Here is a 14,875-nt window from a genome sequence, read left to right as displayed (position 1 = left end):
CATCTAATCTCATTGGCAACCCCTTTTTTAAATTAATCATATCGCATGGCTATTTTTTAACCTTTTTAGCATATTATCTATATTATTTGATCAATTTTACATTGATAATAGGTTATCAATTTTGTATTAAAACATATCTCCACCCAACTGCACATTAAGTATTAGCCTAGCTGGTGGTTAAGGAATTATATGAATTATTCTAATTTAATTTTATTAAGCGTGTTATCTGTAGGTGTTTGCACCTCTATATATGCTCAAGAAAGCACTATAAGTGAATCTCCTACTGCTAACTCATCAGCAGAAGTTGGATCTCATCATCTTCGATCACAAATTATTAATGATTTAAAAAACATTAAGGTTAAAGATTTAAAAATAAATGCAAATGCAGCACAACCAGATCCTGTAAAAGATCCTTTGCAATCTCTGAACCGTCCAATTTATTCTTTTAATGACATGTTGGACCGAAACTTTTTGCGTCCTGTTGCAGTTCAATATAAAGAAAAAACACCAGAAGACGTACGCGGTTCTTATCGCCAGTTCCGTAAAAACCTAGGAGAACCATGGAATGCTGTTAACCAGCTTATTCAAGGCCGTCCAGCTCGTGCAGCAAAAACTTTAGGTCGATTTACAATTAATACCTTAACTACTCTTGGTTTGGCAGACCCAGCCAGCCGCTTAGGTTTACCAACTGAGGAAGAGAATTTTGGTGTAACTCTTGGTTACTATGGTGTGCCTTCTGGTCCATTCCTTATGCTGCCATTTTTTGGGCCAAGTACTTTACGTGATGGTTTTGGTTTGGCAGTAGATGCTCAAGCTCGTCCACAAAAATATGTTATGGATGATCAGGAGGGTATTTATTGGTCAAGCAATCTGTTACAAGCTGTTGATACCCGTGCTCAATATCTGGACTTGGATCAGACTTTACAGGGTGATCAATACGCTATGATTCGAGATTTATACCTCCAGCGTAAAGCATTCCAGATTGCAGAAAAAAAGGGCGACTCAGCTGATGTGTCTTTCATTGATGATGATTCACAAGATGCACCAGATGAGAATCAAAACCCTTAAGATGAAATAAAGGTATTGCTTGGATTGAGAGTTCGGCAATACCTTGATTTTGGTCATACATACTCTATGATGAATAAAGTGATCATATAAAAGGACTACCATATCTTCTATGTATTTTATTAAACCGACACGCTCTATCCCTTATTTAGAGCAAGCTTTGGATAAACTGCCGGGCTTACAAGTCATTAACATAGATGATTTAGATTTATATGATCCAACCATCATTGCAATTGCAGATGTACAGGATTTCCTGACTTATAAGTGGAATTTACCCACAGTGGTCATTGCTTTTGAGCACGAAGGTACCGCTTTAGCTCATGCATGGGAAGCAGGAGCTCTTGCAGGTTGGGTATGGAATCAGCTACCTAGCGATTTAAATAAAGCACTCTCAAGAATTGATGCTCAATATAAGCGCAATCAAGATAGTCGTGATTTACCTTCAGCTGCTGAACTACAAAAACGATTATTACCCAATCCAATTGATTTATTAAATTATGAAGTCGAAACTTTCTTTCAGCCTTCGGCATATCTTTCTGGAGATTGGTACGACTATTGGAAATTAAATGATAAAGAGGTTTTATTTTATCTTGCCGATGTTTCAGGCCATGGCGTAACCAGTAGTTTGTTAACATCATGGATGGCAGCTTTCCATGGTCGGTCAAAAACACCCAGACAATTAATAAAGAAATTAAACGGAATGTTGGTTCAAGAAAATATTGAAAAGCACATTACGATTGTAGTGGGTATTTTAAATCTTGAAACGCATACTCTGCGCTGGTCAAGTGCTGGGCACTATCCCCCTCCTATCATTTTTGAGCCTAACCAAGCGCCTAAAATTCTAACAACGAGCAGTTTCCCATTAGGTTTAACTGACGAACTCGAAGTTGAAGAGCATATTTGTACATTAAATCGCCATGCGCGCTTCATTGTTTGCTCAGATGGAGCCCTTGAACCCTTTGATGGTGGTTTGAATGATCAGTTCCAACAATTGGTCCATCATTTGCAAAATCAATCATTTCAAGCACCCGATCATGTGGCCGATGATATTGCTATCTTTAGTCTTTGTCGAATGAATTAATTTACGAATCAATTATTTACATAATATACGACCTAAGGACTCTTGAGTCTGAGATGGCACTATGTGATAATTTTTCTATCCTTCTCTGAAAATGGCATTTATATGTCAACAGGTCATGTTGAATATGCAAGTTTAAATGGAACGCATATTTTCAAACTTATTGGTGAAGTGCGAGCCCATTCTTGTATAAGTCTAGACAAACTTTTAAACAGAATTGAACAGCAAGAGAATGTTGTTGGTGCAATCGTTGATTTAACCCAAACAACATTTATTGATAGTACTGTATTAGGCATCCTAGCCAAGCTAGGTTTAAAGCTGAAACAGGCTCATCATATTCAAGCTGTAATGCTATCTACCAATCCAGATATCACAACCTTAGCCAACAGTATGGGGCTAGGGCAGGTTTTTGTCATTTTGAATTATTGTGGTGATCCTAATGTTTGCACGTTAACGTTAACAGATGAACAAATCACTCATAATGCAATGCTAAAAACTGTTCTCGATGCACATAAGACATTGATGAAACTCAATGCAAACAATCAGAATATGTTTGAACCACTTGTGAAGCAGTTACAGAAAGAACAAGATACGCTTGAACAGGTATCGGACAAGCAAAATGCCTGACTTCCACCATTAAGCCGGATTAGAATATGACCCTCGTTTCTGTTGCTCAAATGAACTCCCAAGATGATATTGAGAATAACTTTCAAATCATTGAGTCTTTGATTCAACAGAGCAAGGCGCAAAATGCTAGCTTAATTGTTTTCCCCGAAAACTTTGTATGTTTTGCTGCTGGAAAACAACGTGAAACTGCTGAGCAATTCGAATCTATTCAACAAAGGCTTGAGAAACTAGCACATCAATATCAAATCTGGATTGTGGCTGGTACCTTACCTTGTCCATTCCGTCCAGATGGATCTACGATTCAAGATGGTCGCGTCAGAACTGTTAGCCTCTGTATCAGCCCTGAGCGTACAGAAGCACGTTATGACAAGATTCATTTATTTGATGTACAAGTTGGTGATGCGGTCGGTGGTTATCAGGAGTCTCGTTTCTTTGAACCAGGAACAGACGTCGTAGTCACATCTACTCCTTTTGGCAATATTGGCTTAATGGTATGTTATGACTTGCGTTTTCCAGAGCTTGCTCTAACGCTAAGACAACAAGGCGCTCATCTTCTTACTGCTCCTGCTGCATTTACCTACACAACAGGACAAATGCACTGGCAACTTTTGCTACAGGCTCGAGCGATGGATAGCCAATGTTATGTTTTAGGTGCAGCACAACAGGGCTGGCATGGTGAAAAACGACAAACCTGGGGACACTCTGGGGCAACAGATAGTCGTGGTCAAATTTTAAGTATGATTGAAAATGAAGGGAATGGTTTAATCACTGTGCCCTTTGATTTAACAGCACAAGATCTCGTCCGCTCTTCAATGCCTCTAATGACACACCGTAAATTAATTCACTATTAAAAGTTTAATTATTCATGTGGAAATACTTATTTAGCTTTTTTTGCTTGGGGGCAAATATTCATTGTTATGCAGAGTCTGGTACAACGAATCATTTCGTTTCACCACCCGCACAGCTCAAATCAGATATTCTTCCCTCTACTCCTAAAGATATTCCTTTGCCTGCATTTGGCCAAAGAATAATTGGATGGGGAACGGGCGCAGAAGGTGCAAGACAACGTTTAGAAAATATTCAACCAGCAGATGTTTCTATGATTAAAAAACAAGGAACAACGCTTGAAATGATCACTGCTTGGCAAGGTTTTTATGAACAAGAGCAACAACGTAGTGTAAATAATCCTACTGCTAAATATCGTGCACGTTTGATGAAAAAAATTGCAGACCTATGGTAGGCACTTTTATCTAAAAGATTTTTATCTTATGGAATAATTGATTTAATTATTCCATTTTTTATGCCCCTTAATTTACTTTATTCATAACCTATTCTTATGAACATTTAAGAAACTGAATAGAACGCGATATACTACAAAAGCAATATTAGTTTCTTTGAGGAAGATATGGACCAAGACTGTAAAAACTTAAAGCTTGAGAATCAACTATGTTTCCTCGTCTATTCAACAAATTTAGCTCTTAATCAGCTCTACCGAAAACTCCTAACGCCTTTGGGTATTACTTATCCTCAATATTTGGTGATGTTGGTTTTATGGGAACAGGATGAAATTACTGTTTCAGAAATTGGTGCCAAGCTTTTTTTAGAATCATCAACTCTCACCCCTATTCTGAAAAAATTAGAAGCCCTACATTTTCTTCATCGCACTCGCTCAACGCAAGATGAACGCCAAGTTATTATTACGCTAAGCGATGAAGGAAAAAAATTAAAAGATCGGGCAATGAATATTCCAGCCGAAGTATTAGATGCAAGTTCATGTGATATGACAACGCTACTGGACCTAAAAGATCAACTTACTAAACTCCGTACAAACCTAGTCAAATAAACAGCAATTTTTTCAAAAAATATACTTGTCAAAATAATTAAGTCGTGTACGATATATTTGTATTCAATTTATTTTAGGAACAAAAACGATGTCATTAGAAAAAGTTGTTTATCGCGCAAAAGCTAAAGCAACCGGTGGTCGTGATGGCCGTGCAACCTCATCAGACGGTGTATTAGATGTACAACTTGGCGTACCTAAAGAAATGGGTGGTGCTGGTGGTGCTGTAACAAATCCTGAGCAATTATTTGCAGCTGGTTATTCAGCATGCTTTTTAGGCGCTTTAAAATTTGTTGCAAACCGCGATAAATTTAATATTAGCAAAGATGCGTATGTAGAAGGCGAAGTAGGTATTGGTCCAATTCCTACAGGTTTCAGTATTGAAGTAACTTTAAATGTTTACTTGGTTGGCATGGATCGTGAAGAAGCTGAAAAGTTAGTTGCAGCAGCTCATATCGTTTGCCCATATTCAAATGCAACTCGCAATAATATTGATGTGAACTTTAATATTGTGACTGAGTAATTTTTCAAGTTTCAAAAATGCCCGAATCTTATCGGGCATTTTTATTGCACGTTACAAATTATGCTTCACTTGCTTCATTGGTTACTCGAAGCACTTCTTCGAGTGTAGTTTTACCTGTAAGCACTTTGCGTAAACCATCATCACGAATAGAGCCAGAGTACTGACGAGCATGATTTTCCAATTCATATTCAGCCGCATTTCCGTGAATCTGACGGCGCATAGAATCATCAACAGGCACGATTTCATAAATAGCCGTACGCCCATTAAAACCTAAATGTGAACAATGATCACACCCTTGAGCCTGTGGTAACTTCAACATAGACTCACTATGAATATGCTGAAATACCTGTCTTTCGAAAGTATCTGCTTCACGCCATGTCATACAATGTTGACATAAGGTACGAACCAAACGTTGAGCAATCACTCCAATTAAAGAGCTCGATAATAAGAATGGTTCAATCCCCATATCTTTAAGTCGGGTGACCGCACCAATAGCGGTATTAGTGTGCAGTGTAGATAAAACCAAATGACCTGTTAGTGATGCCTGTACTGCAATTTCTGCTGTTTCTAAATCACGAATCTCACCAACCATGACCACATCTGGATCTTGACGCAACATTGCCTTTAGAGCACGAGCAAAAGTCATATCCACTTTAGTATTGACTTGTGTCTGCCCAATACCTTCAAGTTGATATTCAATCGGGTCTTCGGCTGTCAAAATGTTACGCGTATTGTCATTTAGATCAGATAAGGCTGCATACAAAGTCGTCGTTTTCCCCGAGCCTGTAGGACCTGTTACTAAAATAATGCCATGGGGACGATGCACGAGTTGGGTTAAACGCTCATAATCATTTGCCATCAGACCCAAATGGATCATATTAAGACGACCAGCTTGTTTATCAAGCAAACGCATTACAACCCTTTCACCATGTGACGATGGTAAAGTCGAAACACGGACATCCACTTCACGTCCTGCAAGACGTAAAGAAATACGCCCATCTTGCGGTACACGCTTTTCTGCAATATCGAGTTTTGCCATGACTTTAATACGCGAAACTAGCAAAGGCGCCAACTCACGGCGTGGCTGTACAATTTCACGTAATTGACCATCTACACGTAATCGTACAGATAATTTCTTTTCAAAAGCCTCGATATGAATATCTGAAGCGCCAACTCGAATTGCTTCAGAAAGAAGTGCATTAATAAGACGGACAATAGGCGCATCATCTTCTTGGTCCATCAAATCTTCTGTTTCTGGCACCTGATCAGCCAAGCTTAATAAATCAGGATGATCTTCTAAACCTGCTGCAACTTCTTGTGACTCCCCTGTATCTCGCGCATAACTTGTACTAAGCAGTGCATTAAATTCTTGTTCAGTGCATAACTGATAGTGTGCTGGTTTTCCTAAAATTCGTCTTGCTTCCTGCAATGCAATTTTTTCAGTATTTTGACGTCTAATAATAAATACTTGATCACCGTCATAACGAAATAAAACACCATGACGCTTGGCAAAACTATATGGAACTTGTATTTGTTTCAATATTTGCATCACAATTTATAATGATGAGTAAGATGATTTTGAGTGTACTCTAAGCAGATTACAGCGTGAAGTCTGTTTAACAACTCGGTAGAGGAATTTTACGTCTTGTTTGAAAATAATGAATATCAGCCTCGCCCCCAGAATTCCTTAAAATGGTGGGGAGAACAGCGCTTTGAAATTAATCAGTCTAAAGCATGGCAATTCGGTTCAATGCTTTTTCGTCTAACGCGCGGTATAAAAGAATGGCGTATCGAATATTATCGCCCATCTCTTCAAGACGATAATGAGCAAGATTGGCACCCAATCGCAGATCCGAATTTTGCCTTTCCGCATACTGTTCAAGTAGAACGCTACATGTTTCGGAAAACTAATCCGGAATTTTTACTTATGCCACGACTGGCAGACCGTTCAGTAGTAATTAAACCCGTTGATCCTATCTACATTCCAGCGGGACAACGTGGAACTCTCTATATTAGTACACCACTATGGATTGCTGGTTTGGTTGAAAGTCAGCATGAGCCTCTGTTTGAGATTCCCCTAATTCAGCCCAAAGATACATGGTTTGGTCCAAATGCCCAGCAAGGTGAAATTTGCTATGCCACTTCAGTAGATGGACGTACCGATTTGAACCTGTTAACACCGCGTGCTTTTCGTGCTGTAACCCCAATTGATTTTCACAATACCAGTAATCATCAATTGCGTTTTGACCGCATGAATGTACCAGTTACCGCCCTGCCTCTTTTCTATAGTGAAAGTACGGGGCGTTTATGGACTTCTCAAATTAAAGTTTATTATGAAGGCTCTGATCGCCCCGCACGCATTCGTATTGAAAACCGCACTCCACCACTTGCAGGTGAAGTGACCTATGTTCATCCGCCACGTTCACCTGGTGGTGCATTATTCAATATGTTTGATTCATTCTTTTAAGAGGTTTATATGGCTGATACAAGTATTCCTAAGGATATCGCTGATAGCCTCACAAGCATATTTACCAATATTAATACCGAACGTATTAGTGAAATTTTAGTCGCTGTTGTGCTCTGTTTTATTGGTTTTGTTCTTGCTCGTATTATTTCAAATACATTCATTAGAACCATTGGCTCACGTTTTAATGCTCATCAACGTTTGGTGTGGCGCCGCGGTATTTTTTATTTTATTTTCTTACTCTTCATTATGACGAGTTTAAAAGAAGCTGGTTTTAAACTCAGTGTATTTCTTGGTGCGGCAGGGATTTTAACCGTAGCACTTGGTTTCGCATCGCAAACGTCTGCCAGTAACTTAATCAGTGGTTTATTTTTGATTGGCGAAGGTTCGTTTGAAGTCGGGGATACGATCCAGATTACCCTGATTCGTGGAAATACGATTGAAGGTGAAGTGATCTCAATTGATTTGCTTTCTGTAAAACTACTTACATTAGACAATGTCTATATTCGTCTGCCAAATGAACAGCTTATTCGTGCTCCCGTACACAACTTATCTAAATACCCAATTCGGCGAATTCCAATTACACTCGCAATTAACTTTCACGAAGACATCATTAAAGTTCGTGAAGTTCTACTTAACGTAGCAGCTCATTATCCGCTTGTATTAGATGACCCAAAGCCTGCTGTTACAGTTACTGCATTCAGAGAATCATCGATTGAACTTTTATTTGCAATGTGGTGTAGACAAGAAAATTCTTTAAAAGTCCGAGATGAGATGCAAGAAAGAATTCGAAATGGATTTTTAGATAATCAGATTGAAATTCCTGTTCCTAAAATGGGTTTGATTGATCGACCACCTACTGTTTTTGCTGAAGATGATATCGATCAATACACTAATCAAAATGAGTTAAAACGAGAGCCTAAAGCTTAGGCTCTTCATTTTTTTGTACAGAGGATGACGGTGGTAATGGTGCAAGATAAGCAATAATTAACATTACCCCACCCGCCCCAATAAATGAAATGACTCGAGTTAATGTCGCACTTTGCGATAGATCAAGCAAAATTAGTTTTAATACGACAATTCCTAAAAGCGCAGCACCCACAAACCACAATTGACGAATCATTCTTCGACTAGAGAATGTGGTTAAAACGAATGCCAAGATGACCCAAAGCAATGTCAAACTTAACTGCACTAGACCATTTGTCCAAATTGCAGCACTCCAGAGTGGCGTCGCCCAATAATGGTGCAAACTTCTAACCACCACACTACTGAATACTAATAATCCCACTAGAATTGTTGTAATTTTAAAAGTCCACTCCAGTGATTTATCTTGATCAAAAGCATGTTGATAAATAATAAAGAGTAGGCCTGCAAATACTACAATTGACAGAAAATCAGTTAAGTTAAGCAAAGGAACAAAATAAAGATATTCCGCAGAATGAATATCGACACTCACCACAAGCAACCAAAGTAAACTTAGACACCACACTGGAATTTGATGTAACAATGTGGTTTTATGGGACTGATAAGCCCAAATCGAATAAACCACTGGAACGAAAGCCAAAGCAACAATTGGCATTTGTGGAAAAATCGCCAAACCAACTGTGGCTAATGCCAACCAGCTTAAACCAGCCCATGCCTTTAAAGACCCAAACTGACCTGACTGCGGTTGAGCCATAATGAATAAAGCACTGAGGAATGTTGCTGCAATGAGGAAAGTACCCTGTTGCAATATGCTCGGCCATTTAAATACGCTGAATATTTGACTGGTAAAGGCCTCACCCAAAATTAACAACAATAAAAGGCTAATTAGACTTAACTGTAAACTCTGCCATTGGACTCTTAGTTTGTAGTGAACGACTACACTAAATATTGATAATAATAATATCGCAACCATCAAATATGGGCTTAAGCCGTGATGTTGCCATGTCATTATTTCTATACCTGCTATAGCACCCGCATACATCCCTAAACATAAGAAAATACCGCTAAACATGCTGGCACTAAAATAGTGTTGCTCTTTACTGTTGTATTGCAACAAATAGAAGGCTGAAATAAATTGGGCGATTGCATAAATGCTTGTGCTCAATGTTGGGAATTGTTCATTTGCCCAAAATTGATAAAACAATGCAATTGAACTTAGTAAAACTAAAATTACACCAATATATCGGCTTAAACGGTAGCGCTCAGTTACACCCCATACAATTAAGGCCGTACCTTGAGCGACCCAACCAATTGCAGTCCAGTGTGCTCCTTTCGCGAGTGGAAAGATTAGAGCAAAAAATGCAACGGCGAGAATGAAAAAGCTTTTTGCCAACACCGAAAGTTGCGGATGAGTTTTTTTAATCCAGAAAGTTAATAGTGCATAAGTTCCCGCTAGTACTGCGGCGCCAATCGTCAACGCTTGGGTAGACTCATGTACTAAATAGGCATGTAGTGTAAAACCTAGTACAGGCACGCTAAAAATAAGGCCCACATCTAACAGTGGAGGTAAATGAATCCCTTCTCGTTTTTCATGTGTTGAAACTCGAGATATATTTTGGCTATAACGCACACTGAGCCAAATAAACAGGGCTATATGCAGCCATAAAATCCAGTCTAATGTGTCAAATTTTGCAGGTTCTGCATAAAAACCTATCGCACTACCACCAATAAACATCGTGGCGAAGAAAGCGATTTGATTTAAGATTTTCCAAGGTTGAATAAAATTAACGGCGGCAACCGCAAGATTAATAACCAAATAGTAGCTAAATAAGAAAACCACATCTGGGCGATATTGCGGAATGACCAGTGGCGCTGCGTAAGCCATCCCAAGTGCTAAAATTGCTAAGTAAATTGCCTGTTGTTTTAAACTTAAAAATACGGTGATTACTAATAAAATAGTAAACAAAATACTAGCTGTTATTAGATTGGCAATTACACCAAAATGATGCGAGAACACGAGTGTTAGAAACACAACCGCTAGCCCTACACCTTGCAAAGCAACAGCAAAAAGTTGATTTTTCTTTTGCAGAGTATAGCCAAATGCAGTTAATACACCTCCAGCAACAGCGATAAACCCAAGTTTCAAAACCAAACTTAGCTGCCAGTGTTCACTTGCGAAACGCAGTAACAACACTACCCCAACCATGAGCACAGCAACAGCAACTCTTAAAATTGGATTGCCATGTACCATCCAATCTATTGCTGGTTGCCACCATGCAGTTTGTACAGGAGCTAGATTTTCTTTTTGGTCTAAAGAGTTCATTTCAGGTAGAGCTGGCTTGATCATATTGTTTGGATCAATTTGCCCCGATACAGGCGTTACAACATCTGTATTTATTGCTTCATTTACATGAACATTTTGTTTTACTGTCTCGAGGTACAATAGTCTTGTATGGAATGCACTAATCGTTTGGACCAAACATAACAATAAAACCAGTAATGCACCGCCAGCAATCCACATCCAGTGATTCATATAAGCAACTAACGCAACCAAGGCAGCCGTATAAATCACTGTTGTTTGCATACGAATAGAATAAAGAGGATTTGCTTGATGAGAAAACTGTTGTTCTAAATGAGTCAGACGCTGATGCAGATTTGATAATAACTGAACCAGTACTACCACGAGTGCAATAGATAAAGCAGCAACAGCACTCTGGAATTTAAAACCAATTGAAATGGCTAAAAACAAAGTCAAAGCGATCAAAACGATGATCATTCCCTGTTTGTCTTTTTTATACATGGGCTTAGCAATATGACACCTTCATTACATGTCATCTTACTTCAAGGCAATACAAGCGTATATTTATACATACAAAATACTGCAAAAATCATAAACCTGCATTCATATCCGTTTTCACGTAAAATACCCGTAATTCAGATTAAGGAATTGTTCAATGCCACCATTTGTCTTGGTTGATGGGTCCTATTTTTTATTTCGTGCATATCATGCATTACCACCATTGACGACCTCTACAGGGTTACATACCAATGCAATACGTGGAGCAATTTCTGCGATTCAAAAACTTATGCGTCGTATGCAACCGACGCATATGGCCGTAATTTTTGACACTCCCGAACCAACCTTCCGTCATAAGCTTTCACCCATTTATAAAGGTGATCGCCCAACAATGCCCGAAGAGTTATCTCAACAAATTCCATATTTACATGCATTGATTAAAGCTCAAGGTATTCCTTTATATAGTCTCCCTGGCGCAGAAGCGGATGACATTATTGGTACACTTGCTAAACGTGCCGTACTCGAAGGCCACCATGTTCTCATCTCGACTGGAGATAAAGACATGGCTCAATTAGTTAATGATCATGTAAAGTTAGAAGATAGTTTTAAAGATCGCGTAATGGACACTGACGGTGTATTTGAGAAGTTTGGAGTTTGGCCAAATCAGATTATCGACTACTTGACTCTGATGGGCGATGCATCCGACGGTATTATGGGTGTTCCAGGCATTGGTGCAAAAACAGCAGCAAAATTACTGACTGAATATGGCACCCTAGAGAATATTATTGCCAATGCAGACCAACTTAAAGGCAAGATTAGTCAGAATATTAAAGATAATTTAGACAATATTAAGCTTGATCATCAGCTAGCAAGTATTGTGTGTGATCTTCCTTTAGAACTCGACTGGCATGAATTAAAGCTTATCGACCCAAATGTTGATGCTTTGCGTAACTTATATACTGAACTTGAGTTTAGAAATCAGTTACAGTCACTTGACCATCCAAATAATCCGAACAGCTCTGCTTATAAACAACAAGTTTCACAAGTCGTAGTACAAGATGAGGTTAAACCAGCTGATTCGATAGAAACCGAAGATCAGGCCAGTTTAACGAGTCAAGATGACCAGCTTGGGACTGCCAATTACCACACTGTTTTAACTCAAGAAGCATGGGATCAACTCTGGCAACGCATGCAAAATGCCGATCATTTTGCGATTGATACAGAAACCACGAGTCTTGATTATCGTATTGCCGAAATGGTTGGTTTTTCAATCGCATTTGATGCACAAGATGCTTACTATGTTCCTTTAGCGCATAACTATGAAAATGCGCCACAGCAACTGAACCGTGAGCAAATTCTGGCTCAAATTGAGCCTGTACTAGAAAATGAAGCGGTTAAAAAAATCGGTCATCATCTTAAATACGATGCACATATTTTTGCTAACCACGGCATTGAGCTAAAAGGCTGGTATTTCGACAGCATGTTGGCGTCTTATGTACTGAATGCAGCAGCAACTCGTCATGGAATGGATGATGTTGCTCGTGTCTACCTAAGTCACTTAACAACGACTTTTGAACAAATTGCTGGCAAAGGTGCAAAACAGAAAACTTTTAATCAAATTGATATTGAAGTCGCTGCACACTATGCAGCAGAAGATGCACATGTGACCTATCGTTTGTATGAAGTTCTTTCAAACAAACTTAAGCCATTTCCTGAGCTAGAAAATATTTTATATAACATCGAAATGCCAGTTGCCCGAATTTTGTCAGGCATGGAAGAGAATGGCATTCGTTTAGATCATGCATTCCTCGATAAATTAAGCGTTGAATTTGCAAAAACTATGGAAGGTCTTGAAAATCAAGCCATGGAAATAGCAGATGAAACTTTTAATATTGCTTCACCTAAACAAGTAGGCGAAATTCTATTTGATAAATTAGGAATCAAAGGCGGGAAAAAAACTGCAACTGGCCAATACAGCACCAGTGAAAGTGTCTTAGAAAAAATTGAGCATCCTTTAGCAGAAATTATTTTAGAACATCGTGGTTTAGCAAAGCTAAAGAGTACCTATACGGACCGTCTGGTTGAACAGTCTCATAACGACACGCATCGTGTACATACGAGCTATCATCAAGCGCTAACAGCGACAGGTCGTCTATCCTCTTCTGATCCTAATTTACAAAATATTCCAATTCGTAGACAAATTGGTCGTCAGATTCGTAAAGCATTCATTGCGCCGGAAGGCCGAGTTCTATTGGCTGCCGATTACTCGCAAATTGAACTACGTTTAATGGCACATTTTTCTCAAGATGATGCTTTAGTACATGCGTTCCAACATGGACAAGATGTTCACCGTAGAACTGCTGCCGAAGTATTAGGTATTGCAATTGAAGACGTAACTAATGACCAGCGTCGTCAAGCCAAGGCTGTAAACTTTGGTCTACTTTATGGTATGTCTGAGTTTGGCTTAATTCGTCAATTAGGCTTCACACGTCAAGAATCGCAAAACTATATCAAGCAATATTTCCAACGTTATCCTGGCATCTATGAATATATGCAACGCACGCGTCAAGTTGCATCAGAGCAAGGCTTTGTTGAAACTATTTTAGGTCGACGTCTTTATACGCCTGATATTGATGCACGAAATGTGATGGTGCGTAAGGCTGCCGAACGTGCTGCGATCAATGCACCTTTACAAGGCAGTGCGGCTGATATTATTAAAATTGCGATGATTGAAGTTGATAAAATCTTGCCAAAAGATCAAGCCAAGTTACTACTTCAAGTACACGATGAATTAGTTTTTGAAGCCGATCAAAACATTGCTGAAGAACTTTCCAAACAAATCGCAAAAGTCATGGAATCAGTTGTAGAAATTTCTGTGCCTTTAGTGGTTGAGGTAGGACAAGGTCTAAACTGGGATGATGCTCATTAATTAACAGAAATAAAAAAAGGGCTATGAAATACAGCCCTTTTTTATTGAGTCAGCTTAAAGTCCTGTTAATAGAACTTTCGCTACTTCATTCATTAAGATCTCGGCAATATAGAGTGCCAAAAATGCCAAAATTGGAGATAAATCAATCATTCCCATATTAGGCAATAAACGACGGAATGGTGCGAGTAATGGTTCAGCTAAATCTTGAATCACCTCAATATAAGGTGAACGCGATTGAGTAAACATTACAACCCAACTCAAAATGATTGTTGCGAAAATTAAATAACGGCAGAAACGAATCAAGTCCTGAATCATAGTTACAAATGTCAGAATCAGTAAATGAATCGGACTATTTGGCATAGAGCCAGAAAGATACATCACACCGAAAATTTTCAGTAAATACAACGTAATTAAAAGAACCAACGCAGCCAAATTAAATCGGCCTTTTGCGACCGTCGGAAAAATTCGGCCAAAAATATCAACAATCTTAGTCGCTTTTACGGTCGATAAAACCACAGGATTATAAGGACTTACTGCCGCTAATTGCATTAAAAAACGGAAAAAGACCAATAAAATCGCGACATTAATTAAAATTCCAAAAATTAGCGCAGAATTTGCACCCATAGTT

At 38.8% G+C, this 14,875-nt stretch carries 13 protein-coding genes; 10 read left to right on the top strand and 3 right to left on the bottom strand.

The window, feature by feature from the left end; genetic code table 11:
* Nucleotides 1-189 precede the first annotated feature (189 nt).
* From MSG66_RS11875 to MSG66_RS11845, 7 genes are all read left to right on the top strand, one after another.
* Nucleotides 190-1,068: a VacJ family lipoprotein gene (locus tag MSG66_RS11875; protein ID WP_324654212.1), complete on the top strand. Its 879-nt coding sequence runs from the start codon at nucleotides 190-192 to the stop codon at nucleotides 1,066-1,068.
* Nucleotides 1,069-1,177: 109 nt separating this feature from the next.
* The gene (gigA, locus tag MSG66_RS11870; protein ID WP_005302479.1) at nucleotides 1,178-2,146 is read left to right on the top strand and encodes an RsbU family protein phosphatase GigA; all 969 of its coding nucleotides are present in this window, start codon (nucleotides 1,178-1,180) and stop codon (nucleotides 2,144-2,146) included.
* A 102-nt stretch (nucleotides 2,147-2,248) separates the two neighbouring features.
* Complete coding sequence (gene gigB, locus MSG66_RS11865; protein ID WP_042895044.1) at nucleotides 2,249-2,770, top strand: anti-anti-sigma factor GigB; 522 nt, start codon at nucleotides 2,249-2,251, stop codon at nucleotides 2,768-2,770.
* A 26-nt stretch (nucleotides 2,771-2,796) separates the two neighbouring features.
* The gene (locus MSG66_RS11860) at nucleotides 2,797-3,621 is read left to right on the top strand and encodes a carbon-nitrogen hydrolase family protein (RefSeq protein WP_042895041.1); all 825 of its coding nucleotides are present in this window, start codon (nucleotides 2,797-2,799) and stop codon (nucleotides 3,619-3,621) included.
* A gap of 14 nt (nucleotides 3,622-3,635) precedes the next feature.
* Nucleotides 3,636-4,010: a DUF4951 domain-containing protein gene (locus MSG66_RS11855; protein ID WP_202742692.1), complete on the top strand. Its 375-nt coding sequence runs from the start codon at nucleotides 3,636-3,638 to the stop codon at nucleotides 4,008-4,010.
* A 165-nt stretch (nucleotides 4,011-4,175) separates the two neighbouring features.
* A complete protein-coding gene (locus MSG66_RS11850; RefSeq protein ID WP_324654211.1) occupies nucleotides 4,176-4,613 on the top strand; it encodes a MarR family transcriptional regulator in 438 nt (145 codons plus the stop codon).
* A gap of 88 nt (nucleotides 4,614-4,701) precedes the next feature.
* Nucleotides 4,702-5,133 (top strand): organic hydroperoxide resistance protein, encoded by a 432-nt coding sequence (locus tag MSG66_RS11845; protein WP_003655074.1) that lies wholly within the window; start codon nucleotides 4,702-4,704, stop codon nucleotides 5,131-5,133.
* A 58-nt stretch (nucleotides 5,134-5,191) separates the two neighbouring features.
* Here the strand turns inward: MSG66_RS11845 and gspE are convergent, their stop codons facing one another.
* Nucleotides 5,192-6,682, bottom strand: coding sequence for a type II secretion system ATPase GspE (gene gspE, locus MSG66_RS11840; protein ID WP_004641278.1), 1,491 nt, complete (start codon nucleotides 6,680-6,682; stop codon nucleotides 5,192-5,194).
* Between the two features lie 96 nt (nucleotides 6,683-6,778).
* Here gspE and MSG66_RS11835 point away from each other — a divergent pair, with 96 nt between their 5' ends.
* Complete coding sequence (locus MSG66_RS11835; RefSeq protein ID WP_016139202.1) at nucleotides 6,779-7,600, top strand: hypothetical protein; 822 nt, start codon at nucleotides 6,779-6,781, stop codon at nucleotides 7,598-7,600.
* 9 nt (nucleotides 7,601-7,609) lie between these two features.
* A complete protein-coding gene (locus MSG66_RS11830) occupies nucleotides 7,610-8,527 on the top strand; it encodes a mechanosensitive ion channel family protein (protein WP_133975301.1) in 918 nt (305 codons plus the stop codon).
* Here the strand turns inward: MSG66_RS11830 and MSG66_RS11825 are convergent.
* On the bottom strand, nucleotides 8,517-11,321 hold the full coding sequence (locus tag MSG66_RS11825) for a DUF2339 domain-containing protein (RefSeq protein WP_324654210.1): 2,805 nt from the start codon (nucleotides 11,319-11,321) through the stop codon (nucleotides 8,517-8,519). The genes MSG66_RS11830 and MSG66_RS11825 overlap by 11 nt on opposite strands.
* A 154-nt stretch (nucleotides 11,322-11,475) precedes the next feature.
* On the opposite strand from MSG66_RS11825, the gene polA reads away from it, so the two are divergent.
* On the top strand, nucleotides 11,476-14,247 hold the full coding sequence (gene polA / locus MSG66_RS11820) for a DNA polymerase I (RefSeq protein WP_324654209.1): 2,772 nt from the start codon (nucleotides 11,476-11,478) through the stop codon (nucleotides 14,245-14,247).
* Between the two features lie 54 nt (nucleotides 14,248-14,301).
* On the opposite strand, the gene MSG66_RS11815 is transcribed toward polA, so the two are convergent.
* Nucleotides 14,302-14,871 carry a YggT family protein gene (locus MSG66_RS11815; RefSeq protein ID WP_003655065.1) on the bottom strand — a complete coding sequence of 190 codons (570 nt, stop codon included), beginning with the start codon at nucleotides 14,869-14,871 and terminating at the stop codon, nucleotides 14,302-14,304.
* Nucleotides 14,872-14,875 lie beyond the last annotated feature (4 nt).

This window comes from Acinetobacter sp. IK31 (assembly GCF_035615195.1).
GTDB classification, from domain to species: Bacteria; Pseudomonadota; Gammaproteobacteria; order Pseudomonadales; family Moraxellaceae; genus Acinetobacter; species Acinetobacter calcoaceticus_C.
This window is presented reverse-complemented; position numbering and strand designations above follow the sequence as displayed.